Origin of the sequence: Selenomonas sputigena ATCC 35185 (genome assembly GCF_000208405.1) — a bacterium.
GTDB lineage: Bacteria > Bacillota > Negativicutes > Selenomonadales > Selenomonadaceae > Selenomonas > Selenomonas sputigena.
In genome coordinates, this window is the sequence record NC_015437.1 from 1,902,232 (window position 1) to 1,924,299 (window position 22,068).

The following is a 22,068-nucleotide window of genomic DNA, read 5'->3' on the forward strand; positions in this document are numbered from 1 at the left end:
GAACTTCCTTGTGCGGGCTTCCTTAATATGATTCATTTGCAGCCGCCTATGCAATCTGCTATGATGAGAGCATAAACATCGTTCCTGCAGACGAAGGAGGCCATTCTCCATGAAGACGCGAACAAAACTCCTGCTCTTCTCTCTCGTGTTGCTCGCAGCGGGAAGCGGCGCGTACCTCTATCATGTGCACGAATCCGCCGTACAGCACGAGCGTGCAGCGCACCTCAGGCTCTCGGGCAACGTCGACATCCGCGAAGTCACGCTCGCCTTCCGTCCGAGCGAACGCCTCTCTGAAATCCTCGTGGACGAAGGTGATTCCGTCGAAGAAGGTCAGCTTCTCGCACGGCTCGACTCGGCGGAACTTGCACTGAACCTGCAAAAAGCAAAGGCACAGACCAAAGCACAGGAAGCCGTCTTGGAGAAGCTGAAAAACGGCACGCGCAGTGAAGAGATCCTCCATGCACAGGAAAACGTGTGCGCCGCAGCGGCCGCTTCCGCCAACGCCAGGGGCATCTACGCACGCATGCTGGAAATCTACGAGACAAGCGAGGGCATCAGCCTGCAGGAGCTCGACAACGCACGTGCCGCAGCCGAGTCCGCCGAAGCGAAGACGAGAGCCGCCGAAGCCGCGCTCGAAGAAGCGCGTACAGGCGCACGAGGCGAGGACATCCTACAGGCGGAAGCGACGCTTGCCGCACTCCGCGCGGAAGAGGAGCGCCTCGCCCACCTGCTCACGCAGTACGAGCTTCGTGCGCCGTCGGCGGGCGTCATCCGCTCGCGCCTCCTCGAAGTCGGCGACATGGCTTCGCCCGCCATGCCTGTCTTCAAGCTCTCCCTCATCGAGCGCAAGCAGGTGCGCGTCTATGTATCGGAAGCCGATCTCAGCCGCATCCACGAAGGACAAAAGGCGCTCATCACGACGACGAGCGAAGCCGACAAGCCGCTCACCGGGACGGTCGGCTTCATTGCCTCAACGGCGGAGTTCACGCCCAAGACGGTCGAGACCGAGGATCTTCGGACATCCCTCGTCTACGAAATGCGCATTTCGGTCGACGATCCCGACAACCGCCTGCGCCTCGGCATGCCCGTGAATGCGCGGATAGACCTATGAAAGGCAAAAACGCGCCCGCTGTAGAGGCCACGGCACTTGTCAAGACTTTCACACCGAAGGACGCCCACACCGTCACGGCGCTCAGAGGTCTTGACTTCTCGGTGTCCGCAGGCGAGCTTACGGCGCTCGTCGGCCCGGACGGCGCGGGCAAGACGACACTGCTGCGGCTCATCGCGGGGCTGCTCGACAAGACGGCGGGCGATCTCCTCGTCCTCGGACACGATGTCGCGAAAGAGCCGCAGAAGGTGCAGAGCCGCCTCAGCTACATGCCGCAGAAGTTCGGTCTCTACGAAGATCTGACCGTCGAGGAAAACATGCTGCTCTACGCCGATCTGCACGGCATAGCGCAAGAGGAGCGGCACACGCGCTTCCCGCGCCTCCTGCACATGACGGGACTCGCGCCATTCACCCGGCGGCTCGCGGGCAATCTTTCGGGCGGCATGAAGCAGAAGCTCGGACTCCTCTGCACCCTCGTGCGCTCGCCCGACCTCCTGCTGCTCGACGAGCCGACCGCCGGCGTCGACCCTTTGTCGAGGCGCGAACTGTGGGAAATCCTCCAAGAGCAGGCGAGAGAAGCCGGCCTTTCCGTGCTCTGCGCGACCGCCTACATGTCGGAGGCGGCTCTTTGTCAGAAGGTCATTCTCCTCGATCGCGGGCGCATCCTCGCCGTCGGGACTCCCGACGAGGTGCGCCGCCCCCTGCACAGCATATTCGGCACATCGCCTGCAAGCGCGGCACAGGCGCAGTCGGAATACGCCGCTTCGGGAGAAAAGCGCTCCGCCATCATCGAGGTGCGCGACCTCGTAAAAAAATTCGGCGACTTCACAGCCGTCAACAACACCTCGTTCCAAGTCTATCAAGGAGAAGTCTTCGGTCTCCTCGGACCGAACGGCGCAGGCAAGACCACGACCTTCCGCATGCTTTGCGGACTCTTGCCCGCGACATCGGGCAAACTGCGCGTGGCGGGCGTCGACCTCGCGCGCGCACGCACGGAGGCTCGCGCACAGATCGGCTACGTCGCGCAGAAATTCTCCCTCTACCAGAACCTCACGGCACTCGAAAACCTGCGCTTCTTCGGCGGCATTTACGGGCTTCGTCCGAAGGCTCTTGCCGCACGCATCGAAGCCGTCCTCGCCGAATTCGATCTGAAAGAGCGCAAAAACGACCGCGCGGGCGATCTTCCCGGCGGCTACAAACAGCGGCTCGCCATGGCGGCGGCGCTCCTGCACGAGCCGCCGCTCCTCTTCCTCGACGAGCCGACGAGCGGCATCGACCCGCGTGCGCGCCGCCTCTTCTGGCAGAAGATCGACGCGCTTTCAAAGAGGGGCACGACGGTCATCATCACGACGCACTTCATGGAGGAAGCCGAATACTGCACGCGCATCCTCATCCAAGATCACGGCACGATGCTCGTCCTAGGCAGCCCCGCTGAGATACGCGCGCGCATGAAGATGCCCGCTGCCGACATGAACGACGTCTTCATCCGCATCGTGGAAGAAGCGCGCAGACGGGAGGAGGCAATAAGATGAATCTCCGTGCCTTTCTTCGGCGGCTCTTCGCCCTCACGCGCAAGGAATTTCAGCAGATGAAACGCGACCGAGGCAGCATCCTGCTCGGCGTCGTCCTGCCGCTCGCCCTCATCCTCATCATCGGCTACGGCCTGTCGCTCGACGTGAAAAACGTGCGCACCGCCGTCGCCCTGGAAGACAGTTCGCCCACGGCGCGCGCCGCCGTCCGTTTTCTTGACGGCAGCGACTATTTCGCCCCTGCCTACGTTCACTCGAAACAGGAAGCGGAAGCGATGATGCGGCGCGGCGAAGTCGACGCCGTCCTCATCATCCCCACGGATTTCAGCCGCAATCTCCCTCGCAGCACGGCCAGAATCGAGCTGCTGCTAAACGGCATCGAGGCGACGACTGCCGCCTCGGCGCAGGGCTACTTCGAGTCGGTCGTGCTGAAAAAAGCGGCAGAAAGCTCCTTGGCGAAACAAAACGTCGGGCGCGCTGAAATCGTCAGCCGCGTCTGGTTCAACGACGCCAACACGAGCACATGGTTTTTCGTTCCAGGCCTCTTGATGCTCGTCCTGACCATCGTCGGCGTCTTCCTCACCTCCGTCGTCATGGCGCGCGAATGGGAGCGCGGCACGTTCGAATCGCTCTTCGTCACGCCCGTGCAGCGCCTCGAACTCATTCTCGCCAAGATGATTCCCTACTTCCTCGTCGCCATGACGGGCATGATCCTGTGCCTTATCACCGGACACCTGCTCTACGAGCTTCCCATGCGCGGCTCCCTCATCTTGATTCTCGGCACGACGATGCTTTACCTCGTCATGGCACTCGGTCTCGGACTCGTGATTTCCGCCATGACGAAGAATCAATTTCTCGCATGCCAGATGGCGCTTCTTCTAAGTTTCCTGCCCACGATCATGCTGTCGGGCTTCCTCTACGATCTGCATACGGCACCGCTCGGCATCCGCATCATCAGCCGTTTCCTGCCCATGCCCTACTTCCTGCAAATGTTGAAGTCCCTGCTGCTCACGGGAAATTATTGGCCGCTCATCATCAAAAACACAGTCGCGCTTGCGGGCTTTGCCGCACTCTTCGTCGGCGCTGCCTTTCATCTGACGCGAAAGAAGGTGGGAGAATGAACATGCAGCGCATCCGCATCTTCTTCACACATCTCTACTACCTCGGGCACAAGGAACTCCTGGCCATTTTGAAAGATCCGCGCATGCGCATTGCACTCATCATGCCCGTCTTCACCCAGGGGCTGCTCTTCGGCTACGTCGCCAACTACAATCTCGACTCCGTACCCTACGCCGTCGTCGACGCATCGAGAAGCGAAGCCTCGCAGAGCCTGATCGCGCACTTCGACGGCTCGCCCGCATTTTCGCGCACGGCGACACTTGCCGTCCCTGCCGAGATTGAGCCTTTGATCAACTCCGAGACCATTCTCATGGCACTCATCATCCCCGCAGACTTTGAAGCGCGTCTCGCACGCGGCGAAACCGCCCCCGTCGAGGTCATCACCGACGGCCGCAACGCGCTCACATCGACGCTCGCCACAGGCTATGCAGCAGCCATCATCGCGCGCTGGAACGCAGAGAGACTGCATGCCGCGCCCGCCATCACATTGACGAGTCGCACATGGTATAACGAGAACCAGATCACGCGCTGGACCTTCCTGCCGAGCATCATCGCCATGATCTCCTTCGTGCAAGTCATCATGCTCGCCGGACTCTCCATCGCCCGAGAGCGCGAACAGGGCACCTTCGATCAGCTTCTCGTCACGCCGCTCGCCCCCGTGGAGATCCTCATCGGCAAGGCGCTTCCGCCCATGCTCATCGGACTTGTGCAGAGCACGCTTCTCCTGCTCATTTCCCTCTTTTGGTTCGAGATTCCGTTTGCCGGCTCCTTCCTTACGCTCTATCTGACGCTCTTCCTCTTCATCCTCAGCTCAACGGGCATCGGGCTGTGCGTCTCCGCCATCGCACGCAGCATGCAGCAAGTCCTCGTCTACCTCTTCGTCCTCCTGCTGCCGCTCGCCCTTCTCTCAGGGATCGCAACGCCCGTCGCCAACATGCCGCGCATCCTGCAGATCCTCACCTACATCGACCCTCTGCGCTTCGCTGTCGAGGCCGTGCGGCGCGTCTACCTAGAAGGCGCCGTCGCCGCCGACCTCATCGGCGACTACATCCCCCTGTTCCTCATCGCCGCCTTCACGCTGCCCCTCGCCATGCGGCTCTTTCGCAGCCGCGCAATATAAAGCGGAAAAATGCAAAACGCGCCCCGAGTTCCCGACTCAGGGCGCGTTCTCGTATCAATCACTGTTCGCATGCGCGGCTGCACGAAGATATTCGAGCTTGCCTGCGTCCCTTTTGTTTACGGCAGAGCCAAACTTCGACGACGGCATATAGTATTCGTCCGTATCCTTCTTATAGCGGAACACGACGGTATGCTGCGGCTCTACCGTCATCGCACCGTCGCTGCTGTTCCACCAAACAGAAAACGAGAGGAACGCGAAGTCTTCGTAGTCCTCGCCCTCGCTCATGATATAGGCTGAACTTACATCCGCCACCGATTTCACATGAGAGCCGCAGTCCCATACGATGAAGTTGGGATCGCCGTCGTAGCTGTAGATGCCTGGAGCTACATCACCTTCGGGCACGCCCGCATAAGCTGCCGGCACGGAGATGAATGCCGCAAGGCAAAATGTAAAAACGGCGGCAAAAACTTTCCTGCTGAGATTCAGATTCATACAAATCCCACCTTTTCCCGAAGAACCTTACAAAATAAACTGACTCAAATCGCGGTTGACGGCGATGTCCTTGAGCTTCTTGTCGACGTAGGCGGCATCGACGCGGACTTCCTTTTCTTCCATCTCGGGAGCGTCGAAGGAGAGATCCTCCAAGAGCTTTTCCAAGATCGTATGCAGGCGGCGCGCGCCGATGTTCTCGGTCTGGGCGTTGACGTCGCAGGCGATCTGCGCGAGGCGCTCGATGGCGTCGTCCGCAAAGTCGAGCGCGATCCCCTCGGTCGCAAGAAGCGCCTTGTACTGCTTCAAAAGAGCGTTCTGCGGCTCGGTCAGGATGCGCTGGAAGTCTTCTTTCTGCAGCGACTTCAGCTCGACGCGAATCGGGAAGCGTCCCTGCAGCTCCGGAATGAGATCGGACGGCTTCGCCGTGTGGAAGGCGCCCGCCGCGATGAAGAGGATGTGGTCGGTCTTTACAGGGCCGTACTTCGTCATGACAGTCGAGCCTTCGACAATCGGCAGGATGTCGCGCTGCACGCCTTCACGCGAAACGTCGGGGCCTGAGCCCTGCCCCTTGACGGCGACCTTGTCGATCTCGTCGAGGAAAACGATGCCGCTCTTCTCCGCTGCGCGAATGGCGGCGTCCTTGACCTCCTCCATATCGACGAGCTTCGCGGCCTCTTCCTGTTGAAAGAGCTTTCGTGCCGCCGCCACGGAGACCTTGCGCTTCTTCTGCTTCTTCGGCATGAGGTTCGCCATCATGTCCTGCAGATTGTCGCCCATGCTCTCAAGGCTTGAGCCTGCGAACATGCCAACCATCGGCTTGCCCGAGTCCTCGATCTCGATCTCGATGACTTCTTTTTCCAGCTCGCCTTTCAGCAGGCGCTTTCTGACCCACTCGCGTCCCGCCGCATACTTCGGCTCCTTATTTTCCTCCGACGATTCCTTTTCCTCATCGTCAGATCCGCCGAAGAGCTTGCCCAAGGGGTTCTGCGACTTCTTCGGCTGCGGCACGAATACGTCGAGGATGCGCTCCTCGGCAAGCTCGGCTGCCCTTTCCTGCACCTTTTCCATGCGCTCCTGGCGCACCATGCGCACCGCCGTCTCGGCGAGGTCGCGCACGATGGACTCGACATCGCGCCCCACATAGCCGACTTCCGTGAACTTCGTCGCCTCGACCTTGATGAACGGCGCCTTGACGAGTCTCGCCAGACGACGCGCGATCTCGGTCTTGCCGACGCCCGTCGAGCCGATCATCAGGATGTTTTTCGGTATGACATCGTCCTGCATGGCGACGTCAAGCTGTCGACTGCGCCAGCGGTTTCTGAGCGCGATGGCGACGGCTCGCTTCGCTTCCTTCTGCCCGACGATGTAGCGGTCAAGTTCCTCGACGATCTGGCGCGGCGTCTGCTCGTTCAGCATGCTCTCTTCCATTTCGACCTTTTCCTGCAAGTCAATCCAGCTCCTCTACCTTGATGTTGTGATTCGTAAAGACGCATATATCGGCGGCGAGCGTCAAGGCTTCCTTGGCGATTTCCGCCGCTTCCATCTCCGTGTGCTTGACGAGGGCGCGCGCTGCCGCGAGCGCGTAGAAGCCGCCCGAGCCGATCGCCGCGACGTCGCCGTCCGGCTCAATGACCTCGCCGCCGCCCGAGATCATCAAAAGCGTCTCGGCATCGGCGACGAGAAGCAGCGCTTCGAGCTTTCGGAGCACGCGATCCGTGCGCCACTCCTTGGCAAGCTCGACGGAAGCGCGCATCAGATTGCCGTTGAATTCCTCCAGTTTCGCCTCGAACTTCTCGAAGAGCGTGAAGGCGTCGGCGACCGAGCCGGCGAAGCCCGCGACGACCTTGCCGTGGTAAAGGCGGCGCACCTTGCGCGCCGTCGATTTCATGATGGCGCTCTGTCCGAACGTGACCTGCCCGTCGCCCGCAATCGCCGTCTTTCCCTTCTGGCGCACGGCAACGATGGTCGTCGCGTGAAATGTCTGTTCCATAGCTTGTCCTCCTACTCCATCTCGCCGCGAAAATCTTCAAGCGCGCAAAGCGCACGCTCGGCGAGCATTTCCTTCTTGCGCTTCTTGTCGCGGATGCGCCCCTCCAAGGGCGGCAGCAGCCCGAAGTTGACGTTCATCGGCTGGAAGTGACGCGAATCCGCCTCCGTGATGTAGGCAGCGAGTGCGCCGTGGCACGTCTCGCGCGGAAACACGAACGGCCTCTGCCCCTTTGCGAGCCGCGCGGCATTGATTCCTGCGACAAGCCCCGAGGCCGCTGACTCGACGTAGCCCTCGACGCCCGTCATCTGTCCGGCGAAGAGAAGCTCCGCCTCCTTCTTGAGCTGATACGTTGGCGCGAGAAGGCGCGGCGAATCGATGTATGTGTTGCGGTGCATGACGCCATAGCGCATGAACTCGGCATTTTCCAATCCCGGGATCATGCAGAAGACGCGCCGCTGCTCGCCCCATTTCAAATGCGTCTGAAAGCCCACGATGTTGTAGAGCGTGCCCGTGGCATTATCCTGGCGAAGCTGCACGACGGCATGCGGGCGCACGCCCGTCTTCGGGTCTTCGAGGCCGACGGGCTTCAAAGGGCCGAAGAGCAGCGTGCTTTCCCCGCGCGAAGCCATGACCTCGACGGGCATGCAGCCCTCGAAGAACACGGGCTTTTCAAAGCTGTGCAGCTCCGCTGTTTCCGCCGTCGTCAGCGCCTGCCAGAAGGCGCGGTACTCCTCTTCTGTCATCGGGCAGTTGATGTAGGCAGGCTCGCCCTTGCCGTAGCGCGAAGCGCGGTAGGCCTTCGTCATGTCAATGGATTCGAGCGTCACGATGGGCGCCGCCGCATCGTAAAAGTAAAAGGACGCATCGCCCATCATCTCGCGCAGGCAGGCGGCGAGCGCACCGTCCGTCAGAGGGCCGGATGCCACGATGGTCACGGCGTCCTCTTCTCGCGGAATCGTCTCGACGCGCATCCGCACGACCTCGACGCGTGGGTGCGCCGTGAGCTTCTCAGTGATAAAGCGCGAGAATCCCTCACGATCGACGGCGAGCGCACCGCCCGCCGGCACGCGAGTCGCGTCCGCCGCTGCCATGACGAGAGAGCCGAGACGGCGCATCTCCTCCTTGAGGACGCCGACGGCGTTCTCAAGACCCGCGCCGCGCAGAGAATTGCTGCAAACGAGCTCGGCGAAATCCGCCGTCTTGTGCGCGGGACTTGAGTCGGCAGGGCGCATCTCATAGAGCGTGACCTGAGCGCCGCTCTCGGCCGCCTGCCATGCAGCTTCGCTGCCCGCAAGTCCCGCGCCCACGACAATGACCTTCTTCACGTTGTTGCCTCCGCTTCCGCCGCCTTTTCCGCCGCTGCAGCTTCCTTCGCCTTCTTCGCTTCCAAGCGTGCGCGACTCTTCTCAATCTCCTTGTTGATCGGGTGATCGATGCGCGTCTTGCATTCCTCGTTGCTGCAGTAGGGCAGGATTCTTCCGTTCTTGTAGCGATGGCGCAGCATGAAAGCGCCGCATTCCGGGCACTTTTCCGTCAATGGCTGGTCCCATGTCACATAGTCGCACGCGGGATAATTTTCGCAGCCGTAGAACGCCTGCCCGCGCCTTGAGCGGCGCTCGACGATCCTGCCGCCGCACTTGGGGCACGGCACGCCCGTATCTTTCAAAAGCGGCTTCGTGTTGCGGCAGTCGGGAAAGCCCGGGCACGCGAGGAACTTGCCGTAGCGTCCCTGCTTGACGACCATGTTCCTGCCGCACTTCTCGCAGATGACGTCGGAAACCTCCTCGGGGATCTCTACCTCGCCAATCGCCTCGTCCGCCTCTTCGAGTGTCTTTTCAAACGGCTCGTAAAAGCCGCGCAGAAGGTCGTTCTTGTCCACCTTTCCCTCGGCGATTTCGTCAAGCTCGTTTTCCAGTCCCGCCGTGAACTGCACGTCGACGATGTCCTTGAAATGTTCTTCGAGCATGTCGTTGACGAGGAAGCCGAGGTCGGTCGGCTGGAAATGCTTGTCCTGGCGCACGACGTAGCCGCGCGCCAAAATCGTCTCAATGATCGGCGCATAGGTGCTCGGACGGCCGATGTCCTCTTCCTCAAGTGTCTTGACGAGCGACGCCTCATTGTATCGCGGCGGCGGTTCCGTGAAGTGCTGCTCGGGCAGGAGATCCAAGAGGGAAAGCGCTTCCCCTGCCGCAAGTTCGGGCAGGAGCACGTCCTTTTCCTTCTTGTTGTCGGCATAGACGGCGAGGAAGCCCGGGAACTTCAGCGTCGAGCCGGAAGCGCGCGCGATGTAGCGCTCGCCTGCCGCCACGCTGACGCTCACCGTATCGAAGACGGCGGGCGTCATCTGGCTCGCGACGAAGCGCTGCCAGATCAGGGTGTAGAGACGAAGCTGCTCACGCGACAAATATTTTTCCATAAGCTCGGGCGTGTTCTCGACACTCGTCGGCCGAATCGCCTCGTGCGCGTCCTGCGCCTTCTTGCCCGCCGCATAGATATTGGGCTTTTCAGGCAGGTAATCCGCGCCGAACGACGTGCCGACGTAGCCGCGCACCTCATCGAGCGCGAGGTCGGAAAGACGCGTCGAATCCGTGCGCATGTAGGTGATGAGACCGACGGGGCCGCGCCGGCCAAGTTCGACGCCCTCATAGAGCTGCTGGGCGATCATCATCGTGCGGCGCGACGTGAAGCCGAGCTTTCTCGATGCGTCCTGCTGCATGCTGCTCGTCGTAAAGGGCGCGACAGGATTGCGCCTGCGCTCGCGCTTCTTGACCTCCTTGACCGAAAAGCTCTGCTTCGCCATATCCTTGACGAGAGCTGACGTTTCTTCTTTCGAGTGCAGCGCGAGCTTCTTGCCGTCGACGGTCGCGAGTTCAGCGGCAAACTGTGCGCCGCGCCCCTTCTTGAGCTTCATGCCGACCGTCCAGTATTCCTCGGGCACGAATGCCTGGATCTCCTTCTCGCGGTCGCATATAAGCTTGACCGTCACCGACTGCACGCGGCCGGCGGAAAGCCCCTTCTTGATCTTGCGCCAGAGGAGCGGGCTGAGCTTGTAGCCGACGATGCGGTCGAGCATGCGACGCGCCTGCTGCGCGTCCACGCGGTCGAGGTTGATCGGGTACGGCTCCTTGACCGCCGCCTGTATGGCGGGCTTCGTGATCTCGTTGAAGACGATGCGGCAATTCTCGTTCGGATCGATGCCCAGAATGTGCGCGAGATGCCAAGCGATCGCCTCGCCTTCGCGGTCAGGATCGCTTGCCAGATAGACCTTGGCGGCGTGCTTCGCATCCTTCTTCAGCGCCTTGATGAGATCGCCCTTACCACGAATGTTGATGTACTTCGGCGCAAAGTCGTTCTCAACGTCGATGCCGAACTGGCTCTTCGGAAGATCGCGCAGATGCCCCATGGACGCTCGCACCATGTATTTCTTGCCGAGATACTTCTCGATCGTCTTCGCCTTCGCCGGCGACTCGACGACGACCAAGGTCTGCGGAGCTTCCTTCTTCGCTGCAGTCTTTTTCGCCGCGGTCTTCTTCGCAACGGTCTTCTTCGCAACGGTCTTCTTCGCAACAGTCTTCTTCGGCGCTGACTTTTTTGCGGCAGGCTTCTTCTCAGCGGCAGATGTCGTCGCGGTGGAATCCCTCGCAGCGGATTTCTTGGTCGCCGTCTTCTTCGCCGAAGCCTTCTTTACGGCAGACTTCTTCGCCGCCGGCTTTTCCACGGCGGCTGTCTTCGCCGCGCCTTTTCCAGCGGCTCTCTTCCCTTCTTTTTTCTCCGCTTGCCCTACGACTTCCCTATTCTTCTCTTGCGGCGTCTTTTTCTGCGCTGTCGGCAAGATCGCCCCTCCTCAACTCTTAGATACTCAAACACTCTTCCCCTTGGCGCTGCGGATGTATGTGCGCATGGGCGTCTCTTCGACAAGCCCCTTGACGCGCAGTCCCAGCAAGAGGAATGCGACGTTCGCGGCCTTGCCCTGCAGGCGGCAGATCAGCTCGTCGAGAGAAAGCGCCGCCTCACGCGAAAGGAGCGCGTAGACCGCCGCTTCCTCCTCAGTCAATTCCTGCGGGGGCGATGCGCTCGTTCGCGACGCGCCGTCCTCGTACTCAGCGGCAACGTCCGCCGCTGAGACGACAAGCCGCGCCCCCTGCTGAATCAGGCGATGGCAGCCACGGCTCGTCGCCGAGTAGATGCTGCCGGGCACGGCAAAGACGTCGCGCCCCTCGCTCAGGGCAAACTCCGCCGTGATCAAAGAGCCGCTCCGCTCCGCCGCCTCGACGACGATTGTGCCGTGCGCAACGCCGCTGATGATGCGGTTACGCGCGGGGAAAAAGGCCGCGAGCGGCGCCGTGCCCGGCGCATACTCGGAAATGACCGCGCCCTTCTCGGCAATCTCCGCCAGAAGTCGCGCATTCTCGCGCGGATAGGCGACATCGACGCCGCAGCCGAGCACGGCGACCGTCGCGCCCGCCTGCAAAGCGCCCTTGTGCGAGGCCGTGTCGATGCCGCGTGCCGCGCCGCTCACGACGACAAAACCGCGCTCGGCAAGACCGAGCGCGATGTCCTCCGCCGCCCCCTTGCCATAGGCGCTCGCGTGGCGTGCGCCGACCATGGCGACGGCGGGATGCTTCAGGCAATCGAGCGAGCCGCGGCAAAAGAGCGTCTGCGGCGGATTGTAGATCTCCTTCAACCGAGCGGGATACACCTCATCTGACGGGACGAAGAGCGAGATACCGCCCTTTTCGCACGCAGCCGCAATCTTCTCGGGCAGAGCTTCGTTCCTGCGGCAGAAATCGTGCAGCGCCGCCGCACGCTCAGGCGAAAGATGCGCTGCACGAAGCGCCTCGGCGCGTGCGTGCCACGCATCCTGCGCCGACCCAAAAACGCGCACGAGGGAGGCCGCCACACGGCTCCCCACGCTCGGAGCACGGCAAAGAGCCGCGAGGAAGAATCGCTCCATGAAGTCACCCCTCTCCACCTCTTTGCGCCTTCATGCGTCACGAAAATCCCGCGAAGGCGTCCTTACGCCCTGCGCGTGACCTCGACCTCAACGTAGTCCAACGGCCCGTGGATGAGCACGGCATGCTTGCGTACGCGCGTCGTGACCTCGACGACCTGCGGGAACTTCTTCAAGATGCGGTCGCCCGTCTTCGCCGCGAGCGTCATCAAGAGGTTGACCTTCGTCTCCTCCACGGTGTCCTCGATCAGAGGATAGACCGCCGCTGCATCAATCGCACCGTCTTCGATCCGATCCGTGTCGCAGGCCTTATCGTCGCGCGTCACCATCTCGACATCGACGTTGAGCTTCGCGCCCTGCTCCTTCTCGTATTCATAAACGCCCTGAAAGCCATAAAACATCATGTTCATCATTCTGATCTTTGCCATGAAAATTCACTCCTTCTCCCACGTTTTACATCTCCAAAAGCGCTAGGATGTCGCGCGCCAAGACGTCAAGCCCCCACGGCTGACGCAGAAGCACGGCGGCAGCCGCACGGTACTGCGCGAGCGTCGCGAAGAGCAGGACATCCGTGCGCTCCTCGCTGAGGTCGACGGCATGGCGCGATACGGCGGCGTCCGCCCCCTTCGACAGGAACGTCTGCTTGACGACATTCGCCGCCTTCGTCGGCAGGTCATGCACGCGGATCACGCAGAAGACAGCCTTGTCACGCATGATCGCGACGCCCGCCTCCGTGCAGCCGATCTCGCGCATCGCCGCCGCCGCCGTCTCCCTGCCCCAAGGCTCCATGCGCTCAAGCGCAAAACCTTTCCGCTCCACGAAATCCCCCCTTGCGCTTCATTTCCTCTCATTGTATCATAAAGAGAACGGAAACGGTACGAAAAATTTGCAAACTAGCGACAAACGGGGTGAACTCCATGAGCGACATCTTCCTACTCTTCCTCATCTTCCTCATGCTCGCCTATACATTCTGGGACGAGCTTTTCACGCGGTAAGCGTACAGGAGGGGGCTGTGCACACTGAAGTGCGCACAGCCCCCTCCTGCCGTTTCCGTTAGTATTCCAATACGATACATTCAAATATTTTTCAAATTGTGCACGCGCACTCCGCTCACTTCGATCGCCGCTGGCTGCTTTTCTTCACCGCACCTTGCCTCTCGTTCCTGCACACATACGTCTTACTGCATCACCGCCTGCAGCTGCAGCAAATATTCCATCGTGCATCCCGTCCGCTTGGAGATTTCCGGCAGCGGCACGTTCGCGCGCAGAAGAGGGAAAACCTCCAGCATCATCTGCTGCGTTTCCGCCTTCCCTTCAAGTTTTCCTTCAAGCTTTCCTTCAAGTTTTCCTTCAAGTTTTCCCTCACGAAATCCTTCTTTGCGTTCTTCCATCATTTTCATAGCGAAAGTCATATAACTCACCCTCTCCTGTTCTTCACTCTTGACTTTTTGTATCTCCTGCTCAATCTCCTGGACCAAGCTATTGTCCGAAACCACCCCATCGACATATTGCAGGAATGCTATGATCTCGGCATCCACATCGCCGATCACGCCTTTCGTGTTGAGGAAAATTTTTGTCGCGCCATCCTTCAGCCTTAAATCTTTGTTTTCCAAGCAAAGATTCTCAAACGTATAGATATAGCGACCTTCATCAAAAGGATCAAACGGACAGATGAAGATGATGATCGTCTTGTTCAAATCATCGTAATCGGCTCCCGCTGCAAGAAGATCCGCATCCATCATCGACTGGTAATAACGCGTCCGTTTAAAGAGTGCGTCTCCTTCCAATCGCCGCACCTGCATCTCGATATTATATACCGTCTCTTTTTCATCACGCACATAAACATCCAAGCGGATTCCCTTTCTACCGTACTGCGACTTCATGGATTTTTCGGTCTCAAGATAGCGAATTTCTCTAATCTTCATACGAAGCGTGCGCTCTAGTAATTTTTTGCAAATGCGCTTGCGGCGCATGATAAGCTTGAACATATAGTCATCGCGAATCGTCAGTTCCTCCCACGGCTTGATGGCATATCTTTCCATTCCTTCACCTCCCGCTCTGACTGCTTTCCTCTATTGTATCATGAACACCAACGAGGTCAAGCCGCAGAATCCAATCGATTGGCTAGGTTTCTGTAAGGCGTAAGAACATATATCCTGAAAGTTTGCATGGATACGGCAAATCGCTGTTTCTTCTCCCCCCTCCGCCTCAGGCCAATCCTTGCAGAAAGTTTCGCATGATCTTCTCGCCGTCGGGCGTCAGGATGGATTCGGGATGGAACTGGATGCCCTCGATGGCGTACTCCTTATGGCGCACGCCCATGATCGTGCCGTCTTCCAGTTCGGCGGTGACGGTGAGGCAGTCGGGCAGGGATTCGCGCTCGATGATGAGCGAGTGGTAGCGGCCTACTGCCGCTCTCTCGGGCAGTCCTGCGTAAAGGCCCTGCCCGTCGTGGCAAATCGGCGAAGGCTTGCCGTGCACGATCTCCTTGGCGCGCACGATGCGGCCGCCGAAGACTTCGCCGATTGCCTGATGCCCGAGGCAGATGCCGAGGAGCGGCACCTTACCCTTCGCCGCTTCGATCAGCGCTTCAAGATTGCCCGCATCCTTCGGCAGCCCCGGCCCCGGCGAGAGGATCACAGCCTCGTAGTGCGCCGCCAGCACGTCCTCGGGCGTCACGGCATCGTTGCGCACGACCTCGACCTCTGCGCCGAGGGAAGCGAGAAGTTGATAGATATTGTATGTGAATGAATCGTAGTTGTCAAAAAGCAACAACATCGTTTTCCACCTCCTCGACAACTTCAAACAGCGCCCGCGCCTTCTGCAGAATTTCCCGATATTCGTTTTCGGGCACGGAATCCGCGACGATGCCCGCACCCGCTTGGATCACGGCAGTTTCGTCGTTTTCGATGCGCATCGTGCGCAAGGTGATGCACATGTCCATATTGCCGTAGAAGTCCATATAGCCGACCGTGCCCGCATACGTGTCGCGCTTTACAGGCTCAAGCTCGCGGATGATCTCCATGGCGCGCAGCTTTGGCGCACCGCTGACCGTGCCTGCGGGAAATGCCGCCGCCAAGACGTCCAGCGGGCGGCATTCCTTCTTGAGCCGCCCGACGACCTCGGAGACCATGTGGAACACATGGCTGAACTTCTCGATCTCCTTGAACTTCGTCACGCGCACGCTGCCCGCCTCGCTGATGCGCCCGATGTCGTTGCGCGCGAGGTCGACGAGCATCGCATGCTCAGCGCACTCCTTCGCGTCCGCCTTGAGCTCGGCGGCGAGCGCCGCGTCTTCCTCGTCGTTTCTGCCGCGCCGGCGCGTGCCCGCAATCGGATAAGTGAAGATCTTGTCTCCCGCCACCTTCACGAGCATCTCGGGCGAAGCGCCGACGAGCTTGACGCTGCCGAAGTTCAGATAGAACATGTAAGGCGACGGATTGACCTGTCGCAGGCGGCGATAGAAGTGGAAGCTCGGCTTCGTGATCTTCTCGCGGAACTGGCGCGACGGCACGACTTGGAAGATGTCGCCGGCGAAGATATGCTCCTTCGCCTTTTCGACGGCGGCAATAAAATCACCGGAATCGCTTTCATACTTCGCGAGGAAGTCGAGCGGCGCCCCTCGCCTTGCAGCCGTTTTGGCGGCAGGCGTGACGGGCGCGCGCAGCCGTTCTGCGATCGTTTCCATCTTCCGCGCCGCCTCTTCGTACACAGCGTCCGCCGTTTCCTCCGTGACGCGCGCGAGATGGATGAGCCGCGCCGTATTTTTCAAGGCGTCGAAGACCACCAGGTGACGGCAGACCATGAACTGGCCGAGAAGCTCATCTTCGCCGAGCGTCATTGTGCGCACGTGGTCGAAGGTCGCGGCGATTTCGTAGTTCAGATAGCCGACCATGCCGCCGTTCGCAAGCGGCAGCTCCTCATCCTCCACCGCAGGGCGGAAGCCTTCCATATATTTTTTGAGCGTTTCCTGCGGCGTGCCGTCAAGGCATTTCATCAAATCATTTTCACGGATCATCAGGCGGCTCTTGAAAACCTGCAGGCGAATGAACGGCTCGGCGCCGATGAACGAATAGCGCCCGAACTGCTGATGCGTCGTATCGACGGATTCGAGGATGAATCCCTCCGCCTCACCGACGAGCCTGCAAAAGACGGAGACGGGCGTATCGAGATCCATGGAGATCTCCGCCGTGACGGCGATGAGATTCGCCGTCTTTGCCAACTCCTTAAAACGCGCCAACGATGGCTGCAAAATCATCATTTTCTGCACCCCCTCAGCCATGATATGCCGCATCGAGAGCTTTGCGCATCGCCGCGATCAACTCCGCCGCCTCGTCCCGCCTGTCCGCGAGCAGGAGCTTGACGACGGCGCTGCCCACGATGACGGCGTCGGCTTGTGCCGCCGCTTCGACAGCCGCCTCGGGCGAGCCGATGCCGAAGCCGACCGCCAGCGGCGTCTTCGTATAGGCGCGCGCACCCTTGACGATCTTGCCGATCTGGCTGTAGTCGACTTTCTTGACGCCCGTGACGCCGTTGTTGGACACGCAGTAGATGAAGCCTGCAGCACTCGCGCACGTCTCCTTCATGCGCTCGGGCGTCGTGCCCGGCGTGATGAACTCCATCAAGGGAAAGTCGTGCGCCGCGCAAATTTCGCGCATTTCACCCGACTCCTCGTGCGGCACATCGGGGATGATGACGCCGTCCATGCCCGCCGCCTTGAAATCCTCGACGAAACGGGGGAAGCCGTAGTGCAGCATGTTGTTGACATAGCCCATGCCCACGAGCGGCATCTCGGAGAAACGGCGAATCGCCTGCACGATTTCACGCACTTTCGCGAGCGTCATGCCGCCCTTCAAAGCGGCGACGGAAGCCGCCTGGATGACGGGACCGTCCGCCATCGGGTCGGAAAACGGCAGCCCGAGCTCTATGATGTCAGCGCCCGCCTCTTCTGCACGGCGCACCGCATCGATCGTGCCTTCCGCATCGGGCATGCCCGCCGTCAGATAGATGATGAGCCCTTTCCTACCCTTTTCTTTCAGACCGTTCAATACATGTTCCAAACGCGTGCTCATTCGCTTTCCCTCCCCAATGCTTTTGCCATGAAACCACAGGATGTCACGCCGGAGGCACTGACTGACTGGCTGGTTTCAGGCAAGGGCGGCGCACAATGTCCACAAAGTGGACGTTTGTGCGTGTAGTTCGCCACCATCTGCACATCTTTGTCGCCGCGCCCCGAGAGGCAAACAACGACGACCTCATTCTCCTTCGTCCCGGGCATCAGTTTCTCAAGATACGCGAGCGCATGGGAGCTTTCCATGGCGGGCACGATGCCTTCCAGGCGGCAGAGCCGCCGAAACGCCGCGAGCGCTTCCTCGTCCGTGACCGAAACGTACTCCACGATGCCTTGATCCTTGAAGTAAGAATGCTCGGGGCCGACGCCCGGATAATCGAGCCCTGCGGAAATGGAATACGCCTCGACGACCTGTCCGTCCGCGTCCTGCAGCAGGTAGCTGTAAGCGCCGTGCAGGACGCCCGGCTCGCCGGCGCCGCTCAAGGTGCGCGCGTTGTCGACGGGAGCCTCGCCGCGCCCGCCGGCCTCGACGCCGTACTTCTTGACGGAAGCCTCGTCCTTGAAATCATAGAACGTGCCGATGGCGTTGCTGCCGCCGCCGACGCAGGCGACGAGCGCATCGGGCAGCTGTCCGCACGCCGCCTGGACCTGTGCGCGGATCTCCTCGCCGATCATCTTCTGGAAGTCACGCACCATGCTCGGGTACGGGTGCGGCCCGACCGCCGAGCCGATGATGTAGTAGGTGTCCGTGATATTCGTCGCCCAGTAGCGGATCGCCTCGCTCGTCGCATCCTTGAGCGTGCCCGTGCCGCTCGCGACGGGAATGACCTTCGCGCCCAAAAGCTCCATGCGGAAGACGTTGAGGCTCTGGCGCTTGACGTCTTCCTCCCCCATGAACACATGGCACTCCATGCCGAAGAGCGCCGCGACCGTCGCCGAGGCGACGCCGTGCTGCCCTGCGCCCGTCTCGGCGACGATGCGCTTCTTGCCCATGCGTTTTGCGAGCAATGCCTGCCCGAGCGCATTGTTGATCTTGTGTGCGCCCGTATGCAGAAGATCCTCGCGCTTGAGGAAGATGCGCGCCTTGCCGTAATGCTCGGTAAGCTTCTCGGCAAAGTACAATCGCGTCGGACGGCCTGCGTACTCTTGCAGATAGCGCCGAAACTCCGCTTGAAACTCCTCGTCCTCCCTGCATCTCGCATAGGCGGCTTCCAATTCCTGCAGCGCCGGCATGACGATTTCCGGCACATACTGTCCGCCGTATGCCCCGAATCTCCCCTTCTTTTTCATGTAAATCCCTCAACTTTCTTCTATAATCAATAGCAATAATTTCCTTTGCGCTTCTTCCCCGCTCAGGCGCTCTCCTGCGCCAGTGCACGCGGCTCTGCCAGATGACGCGTCATCTCCGCGACATCATCGGCGCGCACGAGCCCCTCGCCCACGAGGATGCCGCCGCAACCCGCCTCCTGCAGCCGACGCGCATCCGCGACGCTGAAAATGCCGCTCTCGCTGATAAATGTACGGCTTTCCTCCACCTTCGGCAGAAGCTCCAAGGTGTTCTTGATCGAGGTCGTGAACGTCTGCAAATTGCGGTTGTTGATGCCGATAAACTCGGCCGGCGTCGCCAGGGCGTCCTTCATATCCGCCTCATCGTGCACCTCGACGAGCACATCGAGGCCGATCTCCCAAGCGCGGAACACATACTCCCGAAGCTGTGCGGGTGAGAGGATCCGCGCAATCAGCAGCACGGCGTCCGCGCCGAGCATACGCGCTTCGAAGATCTGGTACTCGTCGATGATGAAATCCTTGCGCAGGAGCGGCAGATCGACGAGAGAACGCACGCGCACCAAGTCCTCGTTCGAGCCGAGGAAATGCGGATCGGTGTGAACCGACAGCATCGAAGCGCCGTTCTCCGCGTAGATGCGCGCGAGTTCATCCACCGTATGCGTGCGGCACAGCCTTCCTTTGGCAGGCGACTGCAGCTTGCACTCGGCAATGAGATTCCAGTCGCGCGCCTGAAAGCGCTTCGTCATATAAAAGCCGCCGCAGCGCTCCCTCGCCCTCGCCTTGAGCTCGGCAATGGGCAGCCGCCGCTTCGCCTCCGCCACCAAGGCACGCTTCTTTTCCACGATTTCCGCTAAAATATCTTTCATTCCGGAATCCTCCGTTTCTGCACGACTGCCATAAATTCTCGTATCCTCTCGACGGATTTCCGCTTCTCGATCTCAAGACTGCCCGAAACATCGACGCCGTAGGGGCGGAAGACCTCTTCCGCCTCGCGCACATTGCCGCTCGCAATGCCGCCTGCGACCAACAGGGGCTTTTCGAGACGCGCCGTTTCCTCCGCAGCCTCGCGCCAGCGGAAGCGCTGCCCCGTGCCACCGACAGCGTCTTTGGAAAAGCTGTCGAGCAGAATGATCTCCGCCGGATAATCGTTCGCTTCCTCCGCCGAAAAGTCGTCGCCCCAGCGAAACGCCTTGATGACGGGGCGGCAGACCGCACGCGCATAGGCGGCACTCTCATGCCCGTGGAGCTGCACGAAGTCAAGACTGCAGAAATCTGCGGCGGCATTGACCTCGTCGAGCGGTGCATCGACGAACACCCCGACCGTCTTGGCGCGCTGCACATGCTTCGTCAGGCCACGCACCTCTTCCGGCAAAACATGGCGATGGCTCTTCTCGTAAAAGATAAAACCCAAAAAGTCCGCTCCCGCATCCTCCGCTGCCAACACCGCCTCTTCCGTGCGCAAGCCGCAAATCTTGACCTTCATACCACTCACTCCTTCAAAAAAATCGCCCCTTGCAGGAATCACAAACCTGCAAGGGGCGAAATATTTCGCGGTGCCACCCTTTTCAAGTCAATTTCAGAAAACAAAAAAGCCACTTCGCCGCCTAGGGACGAAATGGATTCGCAGCCACCCTGAAATTGACCTCTCGTTTCGGGTACAGGAAAAACCGATACCCTAGCCCTCTAACGGTGGCAGCCGTTCCAGCCTACTCGGCACAGCCTTTCGGTGGACTCTCACAGGACCATTCACCATGCGCTTCCCGCCGATCATCACACCTCCCCGAAGGGTCATCGGCTCGCTGAAGGAAAGTTTACAAGGCTACTATTTCCTGCTCTACGATTTACATATATACACTTGGCGATTTGAAAATTGATATTGCCATTATAAAATAACGCTACACACTCTGTCAAGTGCTTATTACTCTGACCGTCAAAATACTTGCAAGCGTGTCGTGAATCTGCTATGATACAGACAAGAAGAGAACCACCGTAAACGGCTACCCCTTCCAAGAATATTGGTTAAAGAATTAACCGCTTTCCTTTGTCCGAGGGGCGGTTATTTCTTTTAACACGAGGATGTACCCTGTCGCGAAGATCAGAATTACGATCAACTCGAAAGAAGTCATACGCGCCACCTCCCTTCTTTTCAGAATGGAAGTGGAAGAAGCAGCCGCTTAGCCTTTAGTGCTTCTCTGCCGCTATTGTACAGTATTTTCGTATCGTCCACAAGGAAAGAAAGATTTCACTCATGTCCTCTTGGCTTCTCTATGCTCTTCTCTCCGCACTCTCCGCTGCCTTCGTCTCCATCTTCGGCAAGATGGGCCTTGAAGGGCTGGACAGCAGCGCTGCCACCGCCGTGCGCGGCGTCATCATGGCGATCTTCCTCGTCGCGGTCATGGTCGTGCAAGGACATGCCTCGCATCTTCCCGAAGTGTTCGCCGACCGCAGAGCCTTGACATGCGTCGCCCTGAGCGGCATTGCTGGAGCGACATCGTGGCTCTTCTACTTCATGGCACTGAAGACTGGCGACGTTTCGTGCGTCGCTCCCATAGACAAGCTCAGCGTCGTCTTCGCCGTCCTCCTTGCCATCCTCATTTTTGAGGAAGAAGTCAGCCTCACGCACGGCATCGGCATCTTTCTCATCGCTCTCGGCAGTTTGATCATCGCCGTACTGTAGAAAGGACGCACATGATGTATGTTCCCTGCGGCGAAAAGGAAATCGCCTATTTGAAGTCCAAGGACAAGAAACTCGCCGCCGTTATCGAGAGCCTCGGTGTGCTGGAGCGTCCCGTACATGACGACGTGTTTTCCGCCGTCGTGCATCACATCATCGGGCAACAGATCTCGACGAAGGCACAGGAAGCCATCTGGGCAAGGCTCTGCGAGAAGGTCGGCACGGTGGATGCGACGCATCTGCTTTCCCTCGGACGCGAGGAACTGCAGGCCGTCGGCACGAGTTTTCGCAAGGTCGACTACATCATGGACTTTGCCGAGAAGGTCGCGAGCCGCGATTTCAATATCGCCGCCTTATATGCGATGAGCGATGACGAGGTCATCTGCACCCTCTCCTCACTCAAAGGCATCGGCGACTGGACGGCGGAAATGCTGCTGATCTTCACGCTACGGCGTCCCGACGTCTTAAGCTTCGGCGACCTCGGCATACAGCGCGGCCTGCGGATGCTCTACCGGCACAAGGAAATCGCCCGCAGGAGATTCGAGCGCTACAAGAAGCGCTACTCTCCCTACGCAAGTACCGCCAGCCTCTACCTATGGGCGATCGCAGGCGGCGCAATCGAGGGATTGAGCGATCCGGCCGCGCGAAAGAAATAGCGGACGCATCGCAAAAGCAAAGGCAACGTGCATATAACGTTTGAACAAGAAGCCAATATTGCAAGCACAAAG

Annotated in this window: 21 protein-coding genes and 1 other annotated feature; of the genes, 6 read left to right on the plus strand and 15 right to left on the minus strand. The window is 59.8% G+C overall.

Annotated features, from left to right (window positions below; translation table 11 throughout):
* Window positions 1-109 precede the first annotated feature (109 nt).
* From SELSP_RS08775 to SELSP_RS08790, 4 genes are read left to right on the plus strand one after another with little or no spacing between them, the layout of a single operon-like run.
* The gene (locus SELSP_RS08775) at window positions 110-1,111 is read left to right on the plus strand and encodes an HlyD family efflux transporter periplasmic adaptor subunit (protein WP_006191245.1); all 1,002 of its coding nucleotides are present in this window, start codon (window positions 110-112) and stop codon (window positions 1,109-1,111) included.
* On the plus strand, window positions 1,108-2,640 hold the full coding sequence (locus SELSP_RS08780; protein WP_006191243.1) for an ATP-binding cassette domain-containing protein: 1,533 nt from the start codon (window positions 1,108-1,110) through the stop codon (window positions 2,638-2,640). The genes SELSP_RS08775 and SELSP_RS08780 overlap by 4 nt, the downstream gene beginning before the upstream one ends.
* Window positions 2,637-3,758, plus strand: coding sequence for an ABC transporter permease (locus SELSP_RS08785; RefSeq protein WP_006191240.1), 1,122 nt, complete (start codon window positions 2,637-2,639; stop codon window positions 3,756-3,758). The genes SELSP_RS08780 and SELSP_RS08785 overlap by 4 nt, the downstream gene beginning before the upstream one ends.
* Entirely contained in the window at window positions 3,755-4,876 is a 1,122-nt protein-coding gene (locus SELSP_RS08790) for an ABC transporter permease (protein ID WP_006191239.1), read from the plus strand. The genes SELSP_RS08785 and SELSP_RS08790 overlap by 4 nt, the downstream gene beginning before the upstream one ends.
* A gap of 54 nt (window positions 4,877-4,930) precedes the next feature.
* Here the strand turns inward: SELSP_RS08790 and SELSP_RS08795 are convergent, their stop codons facing one another.
* The 15 genes from SELSP_RS08795 to SELSP_RS08865 form a co-directional block, all read right to left on the minus strand.
* On the minus strand, window positions 4,931-5,368 hold the full coding sequence (locus SELSP_RS08795; RefSeq protein ID WP_006191238.1) for a hypothetical protein: 438 nt from the start codon (window positions 5,366-5,368) through the stop codon (window positions 4,931-4,933).
* Window positions 5,369-5,395: 27 nt separating this feature from the next.
* On the minus strand, window positions 5,396-6,796 hold the full coding sequence (hslU, locus tag SELSP_RS08800; RefSeq protein WP_006191234.1) for an ATP-dependent protease ATPase subunit HslU: 1,401 nt from the start codon (window positions 6,794-6,796) through the stop codon (window positions 5,396-5,398).
* A 19-nt stretch (window positions 6,797-6,815) separates the two neighbouring features.
* Window positions 6,816-7,358: an ATP-dependent protease subunit HslV gene (gene hslV / locus SELSP_RS08805; RefSeq protein ID WP_006191230.1), complete on the minus strand. Its 543-nt coding sequence runs from the start codon at window positions 7,356-7,358 to the stop codon at window positions 6,816-6,818.
* An 11-nt stretch (window positions 7,359-7,369) separates the two neighbouring features.
* Window positions 7,370-8,683 (minus strand): methylenetetrahydrofolate--tRNA-(uracil(54)-C(5))-methyltransferase (FADH(2)-oxidizing) TrmFO, encoded by a 1,314-nt coding sequence (trmFO, locus tag SELSP_RS08810; RefSeq protein WP_006191228.1) that lies wholly within the window; start codon window positions 8,681-8,683, stop codon window positions 7,370-7,372.
* Window positions 8,680-11,190 (minus strand): type I DNA topoisomerase, encoded by a 2,511-nt coding sequence (topA, locus tag SELSP_RS08815; protein ID WP_006191226.1) that lies wholly within the window; start codon window positions 11,188-11,190, stop codon window positions 8,680-8,682. Before topA ends, trmFO begins: the two co-directional genes overlap by 4 nt.
* Before the next feature lie 27 nt (window positions 11,191-11,217).
* Window positions 11,218-12,312 carry a DNA-processing protein DprA gene (gene dprA / locus SELSP_RS08820; protein ID WP_013740949.1) on the minus strand — a complete coding sequence of 365 codons (1,095 nt, stop codon included), beginning with the start codon at window positions 12,310-12,312 and terminating at the stop codon, window positions 11,218-11,220.
* 62 nt (window positions 12,313-12,374) lie between these two features.
* The gene (gene folB / locus SELSP_RS08825) at window positions 12,375-12,737 is read right to left on the minus strand and encodes a dihydroneopterin aldolase (RefSeq protein ID WP_006191220.1); all 363 of its coding nucleotides are present in this window, start codon (window positions 12,735-12,737) and stop codon (window positions 12,375-12,377) included.
* Between the two features lie 25 nt (window positions 12,738-12,762).
* Window positions 12,763-13,128, minus strand: a complete 366-nt coding sequence (locus SELSP_RS08830; RefSeq protein WP_013740950.1) for a hypothetical protein — start codon at window positions 13,126-13,128, stop codon at window positions 12,763-12,765.
* A gap of 358 nt (window positions 13,129-13,486) precedes the next feature.
* Window positions 13,487-14,350, minus strand: a complete 864-nt coding sequence (locus SELSP_RS08835) for an Rpn family recombination-promoting nuclease/putative transposase (protein ID WP_006191214.1) — start codon at window positions 14,348-14,350, stop codon at window positions 13,487-13,489.
* A gap of 166 nt (window positions 14,351-14,516) precedes the next feature.
* A complete protein-coding gene (locus SELSP_RS08840; protein ID WP_006191211.1) occupies window positions 14,517-15,086 on the minus strand; it encodes an anthranilate synthase component II in 570 nt (189 codons plus the stop codon).
* On the minus strand, window positions 15,070-16,566 hold the full coding sequence (gene trpE, locus SELSP_RS08845; RefSeq protein WP_037367513.1) for an anthranilate synthase component I: 1,497 nt from the start codon (window positions 16,564-16,566) through the stop codon (window positions 15,070-15,072). Before trpE ends, SELSP_RS08840 begins: the two co-directional genes overlap by 17 nt.
* A 16-nt stretch (window positions 16,567-16,582) precedes the next feature.
* A complete protein-coding gene (trpA, locus tag SELSP_RS08850) occupies window positions 16,583-17,380 on the minus strand; it encodes a tryptophan synthase subunit alpha (protein ID WP_006191209.1) in 798 nt (265 codons plus the stop codon).
* On the minus strand, window positions 17,377-18,669 hold the full coding sequence (gene trpB, locus SELSP_RS08855; protein ID WP_006191207.1) for a tryptophan synthase subunit beta: 1,293 nt from the start codon (window positions 18,667-18,669) through the stop codon (window positions 17,377-17,379). The genes trpA and trpB overlap by 4 nt, the downstream gene beginning before the upstream one ends.
* A 62-nt stretch (window positions 18,670-18,731) precedes the next feature.
* Complete coding sequence (gene trpC, locus SELSP_RS08860; RefSeq protein WP_006191205.1) at window positions 18,732-19,532, minus strand: indole-3-glycerol phosphate synthase TrpC; 801 nt, start codon at window positions 19,530-19,532, stop codon at window positions 18,732-18,734.
* Complete coding sequence (locus SELSP_RS08865) at window positions 19,529-20,149, minus strand: phosphoribosylanthranilate isomerase (protein ID WP_006191204.1); 621 nt, start codon at window positions 20,147-20,149, stop codon at window positions 19,529-19,531. Before SELSP_RS08865 ends, trpC begins: the two co-directional genes overlap by 4 nt.
* Window positions 20,150-20,197: 48 nt before the next feature.
* Window positions 20,198-20,512: a binding site (T-box leader), on the minus strand.
* 402 nt (window positions 20,513-20,914) lie between these two features.
* Between SELSP_RS08865 and SELSP_RS08870 the strand changes: the two genes are divergently transcribed.
* A complete protein-coding gene (locus tag SELSP_RS08870; protein WP_006191202.1) occupies window positions 20,915-21,343 on the plus strand; it encodes an EamA family transporter in 429 nt (142 codons plus the stop codon).
* 11 nt (window positions 21,344-21,354) lie between these two features.
* Window positions 21,355-21,996, plus strand: a complete 642-nt coding sequence (locus tag SELSP_RS08875) for a DNA-3-methyladenine glycosylase family protein (RefSeq protein WP_006191201.1) — start codon at window positions 21,355-21,357, stop codon at window positions 21,994-21,996.
* Window positions 21,997-22,068: the final 72 nt, after the last annotated feature.

Coding starts and splice junctions, on each gene's coding strand:
- SELSP_RS08775 (WP_006191245.1), top strand. CDS start 110: ATGAAGACGCGAACAAAACTCCTGCTCTTCTCTCTCGTGTTGCTCGCA.
- SELSP_RS08780 (WP_006191243.1), top strand. CDS start 1,108: ATGAAAGGCAAAAACGCGCCCGCTGTAGAGGCCACGGCACTTGTCAAG.
- SELSP_RS08785 (WP_006191240.1), top strand. CDS start 2,637: ATGAATCTCCGTGCCTTTCTTCGGCGGCTCTTCGCCCTCACGCGCAAG.
- SELSP_RS08790 (WP_006191239.1), top strand. CDS start 3,755: ATGAACATGCAGCGCATCCGCATCTTCTTCACACATCTCTACTACCTC.
- SELSP_RS08795 (WP_006191238.1), bottom strand. CDS start 5,368: ATGAATCTGAATCTCAGCAGGAAAGTTTTTGCCGCCGTTTTTACATTT.
- hslU (WP_006191234.1), bottom strand. CDS start 6,796: ATGGAAGAGAGCATGCTGAACGAGCAGACGCCGCGCCAGATCGTCGAG.
- hslV (WP_006191230.1), bottom strand. CDS start 7,358: ATGGAACAGACATTTCACGCGACGACCATCGTTGCCGTGCGCCAGAAG.
- dprA (WP_013740949.1), bottom strand. CDS start 12,312: ATGGAGCGATTCTTCCTCGCGGCTCTTTGCCGTGCTCCGAGCGTGGGG.
- folB (WP_006191220.1), bottom strand. CDS start 12,737: ATGGCAAAGATCAGAATGATGAACATGATGTTTTATGGCTTTCAGGGC.
- SELSP_RS08835 (WP_006191214.1), bottom strand. CDS start 14,350: ATGGAAAGATATGCCATCAAGCCGTGGGAGGAACTGACGATTCGCGAT.
- SELSP_RS08840 (WP_006191211.1), bottom strand. CDS start 15,086: ATGTTGTTGCTTTTTGACAACTACGATTCATTCACATACAATATCTAT.
- trpE (WP_037367513.1), bottom strand. CDS start 16,566: ATGATTTTGCAGCCATCGTTGGCGCGTTTTAAGGAGTTGGCAAAGACG.
- trpA (WP_006191209.1), bottom strand. CDS start 17,380: ATGAGCACGCGTTTGGAACATGTATTGAACGGTCTGAAAGAAAAGGGT.
- trpB (WP_006191207.1), bottom strand. CDS start 18,669: ATGAAAAAGAAGGGGAGATTCGGGGCATACGGCGGACAGTATGTGCCG.
- trpC (WP_006191205.1), bottom strand. CDS start 19,532: ATGAAAGATATTTTAGCGGAAATCGTGGAAAAGAAGCGTGCCTTGGTG.
- SELSP_RS08865 (WP_006191204.1), bottom strand. CDS start 20,149: ATGAAGGTCAAGATTTGCGGCTTGCGCACGGAAGAGGCGGTGTTGGCA.
- SELSP_RS08870 (WP_006191202.1), top strand. CDS start 20,915: ATGTCCTCTTGGCTTCTCTATGCTCTTCTCTCCGCACTCTCCGCTGCC.
- SELSP_RS08875 (WP_006191201.1), top strand. CDS start 21,355: ATGATGTATGTTCCCTGCGGCGAAAAGGAAATCGCCTATTTGAAGTCC.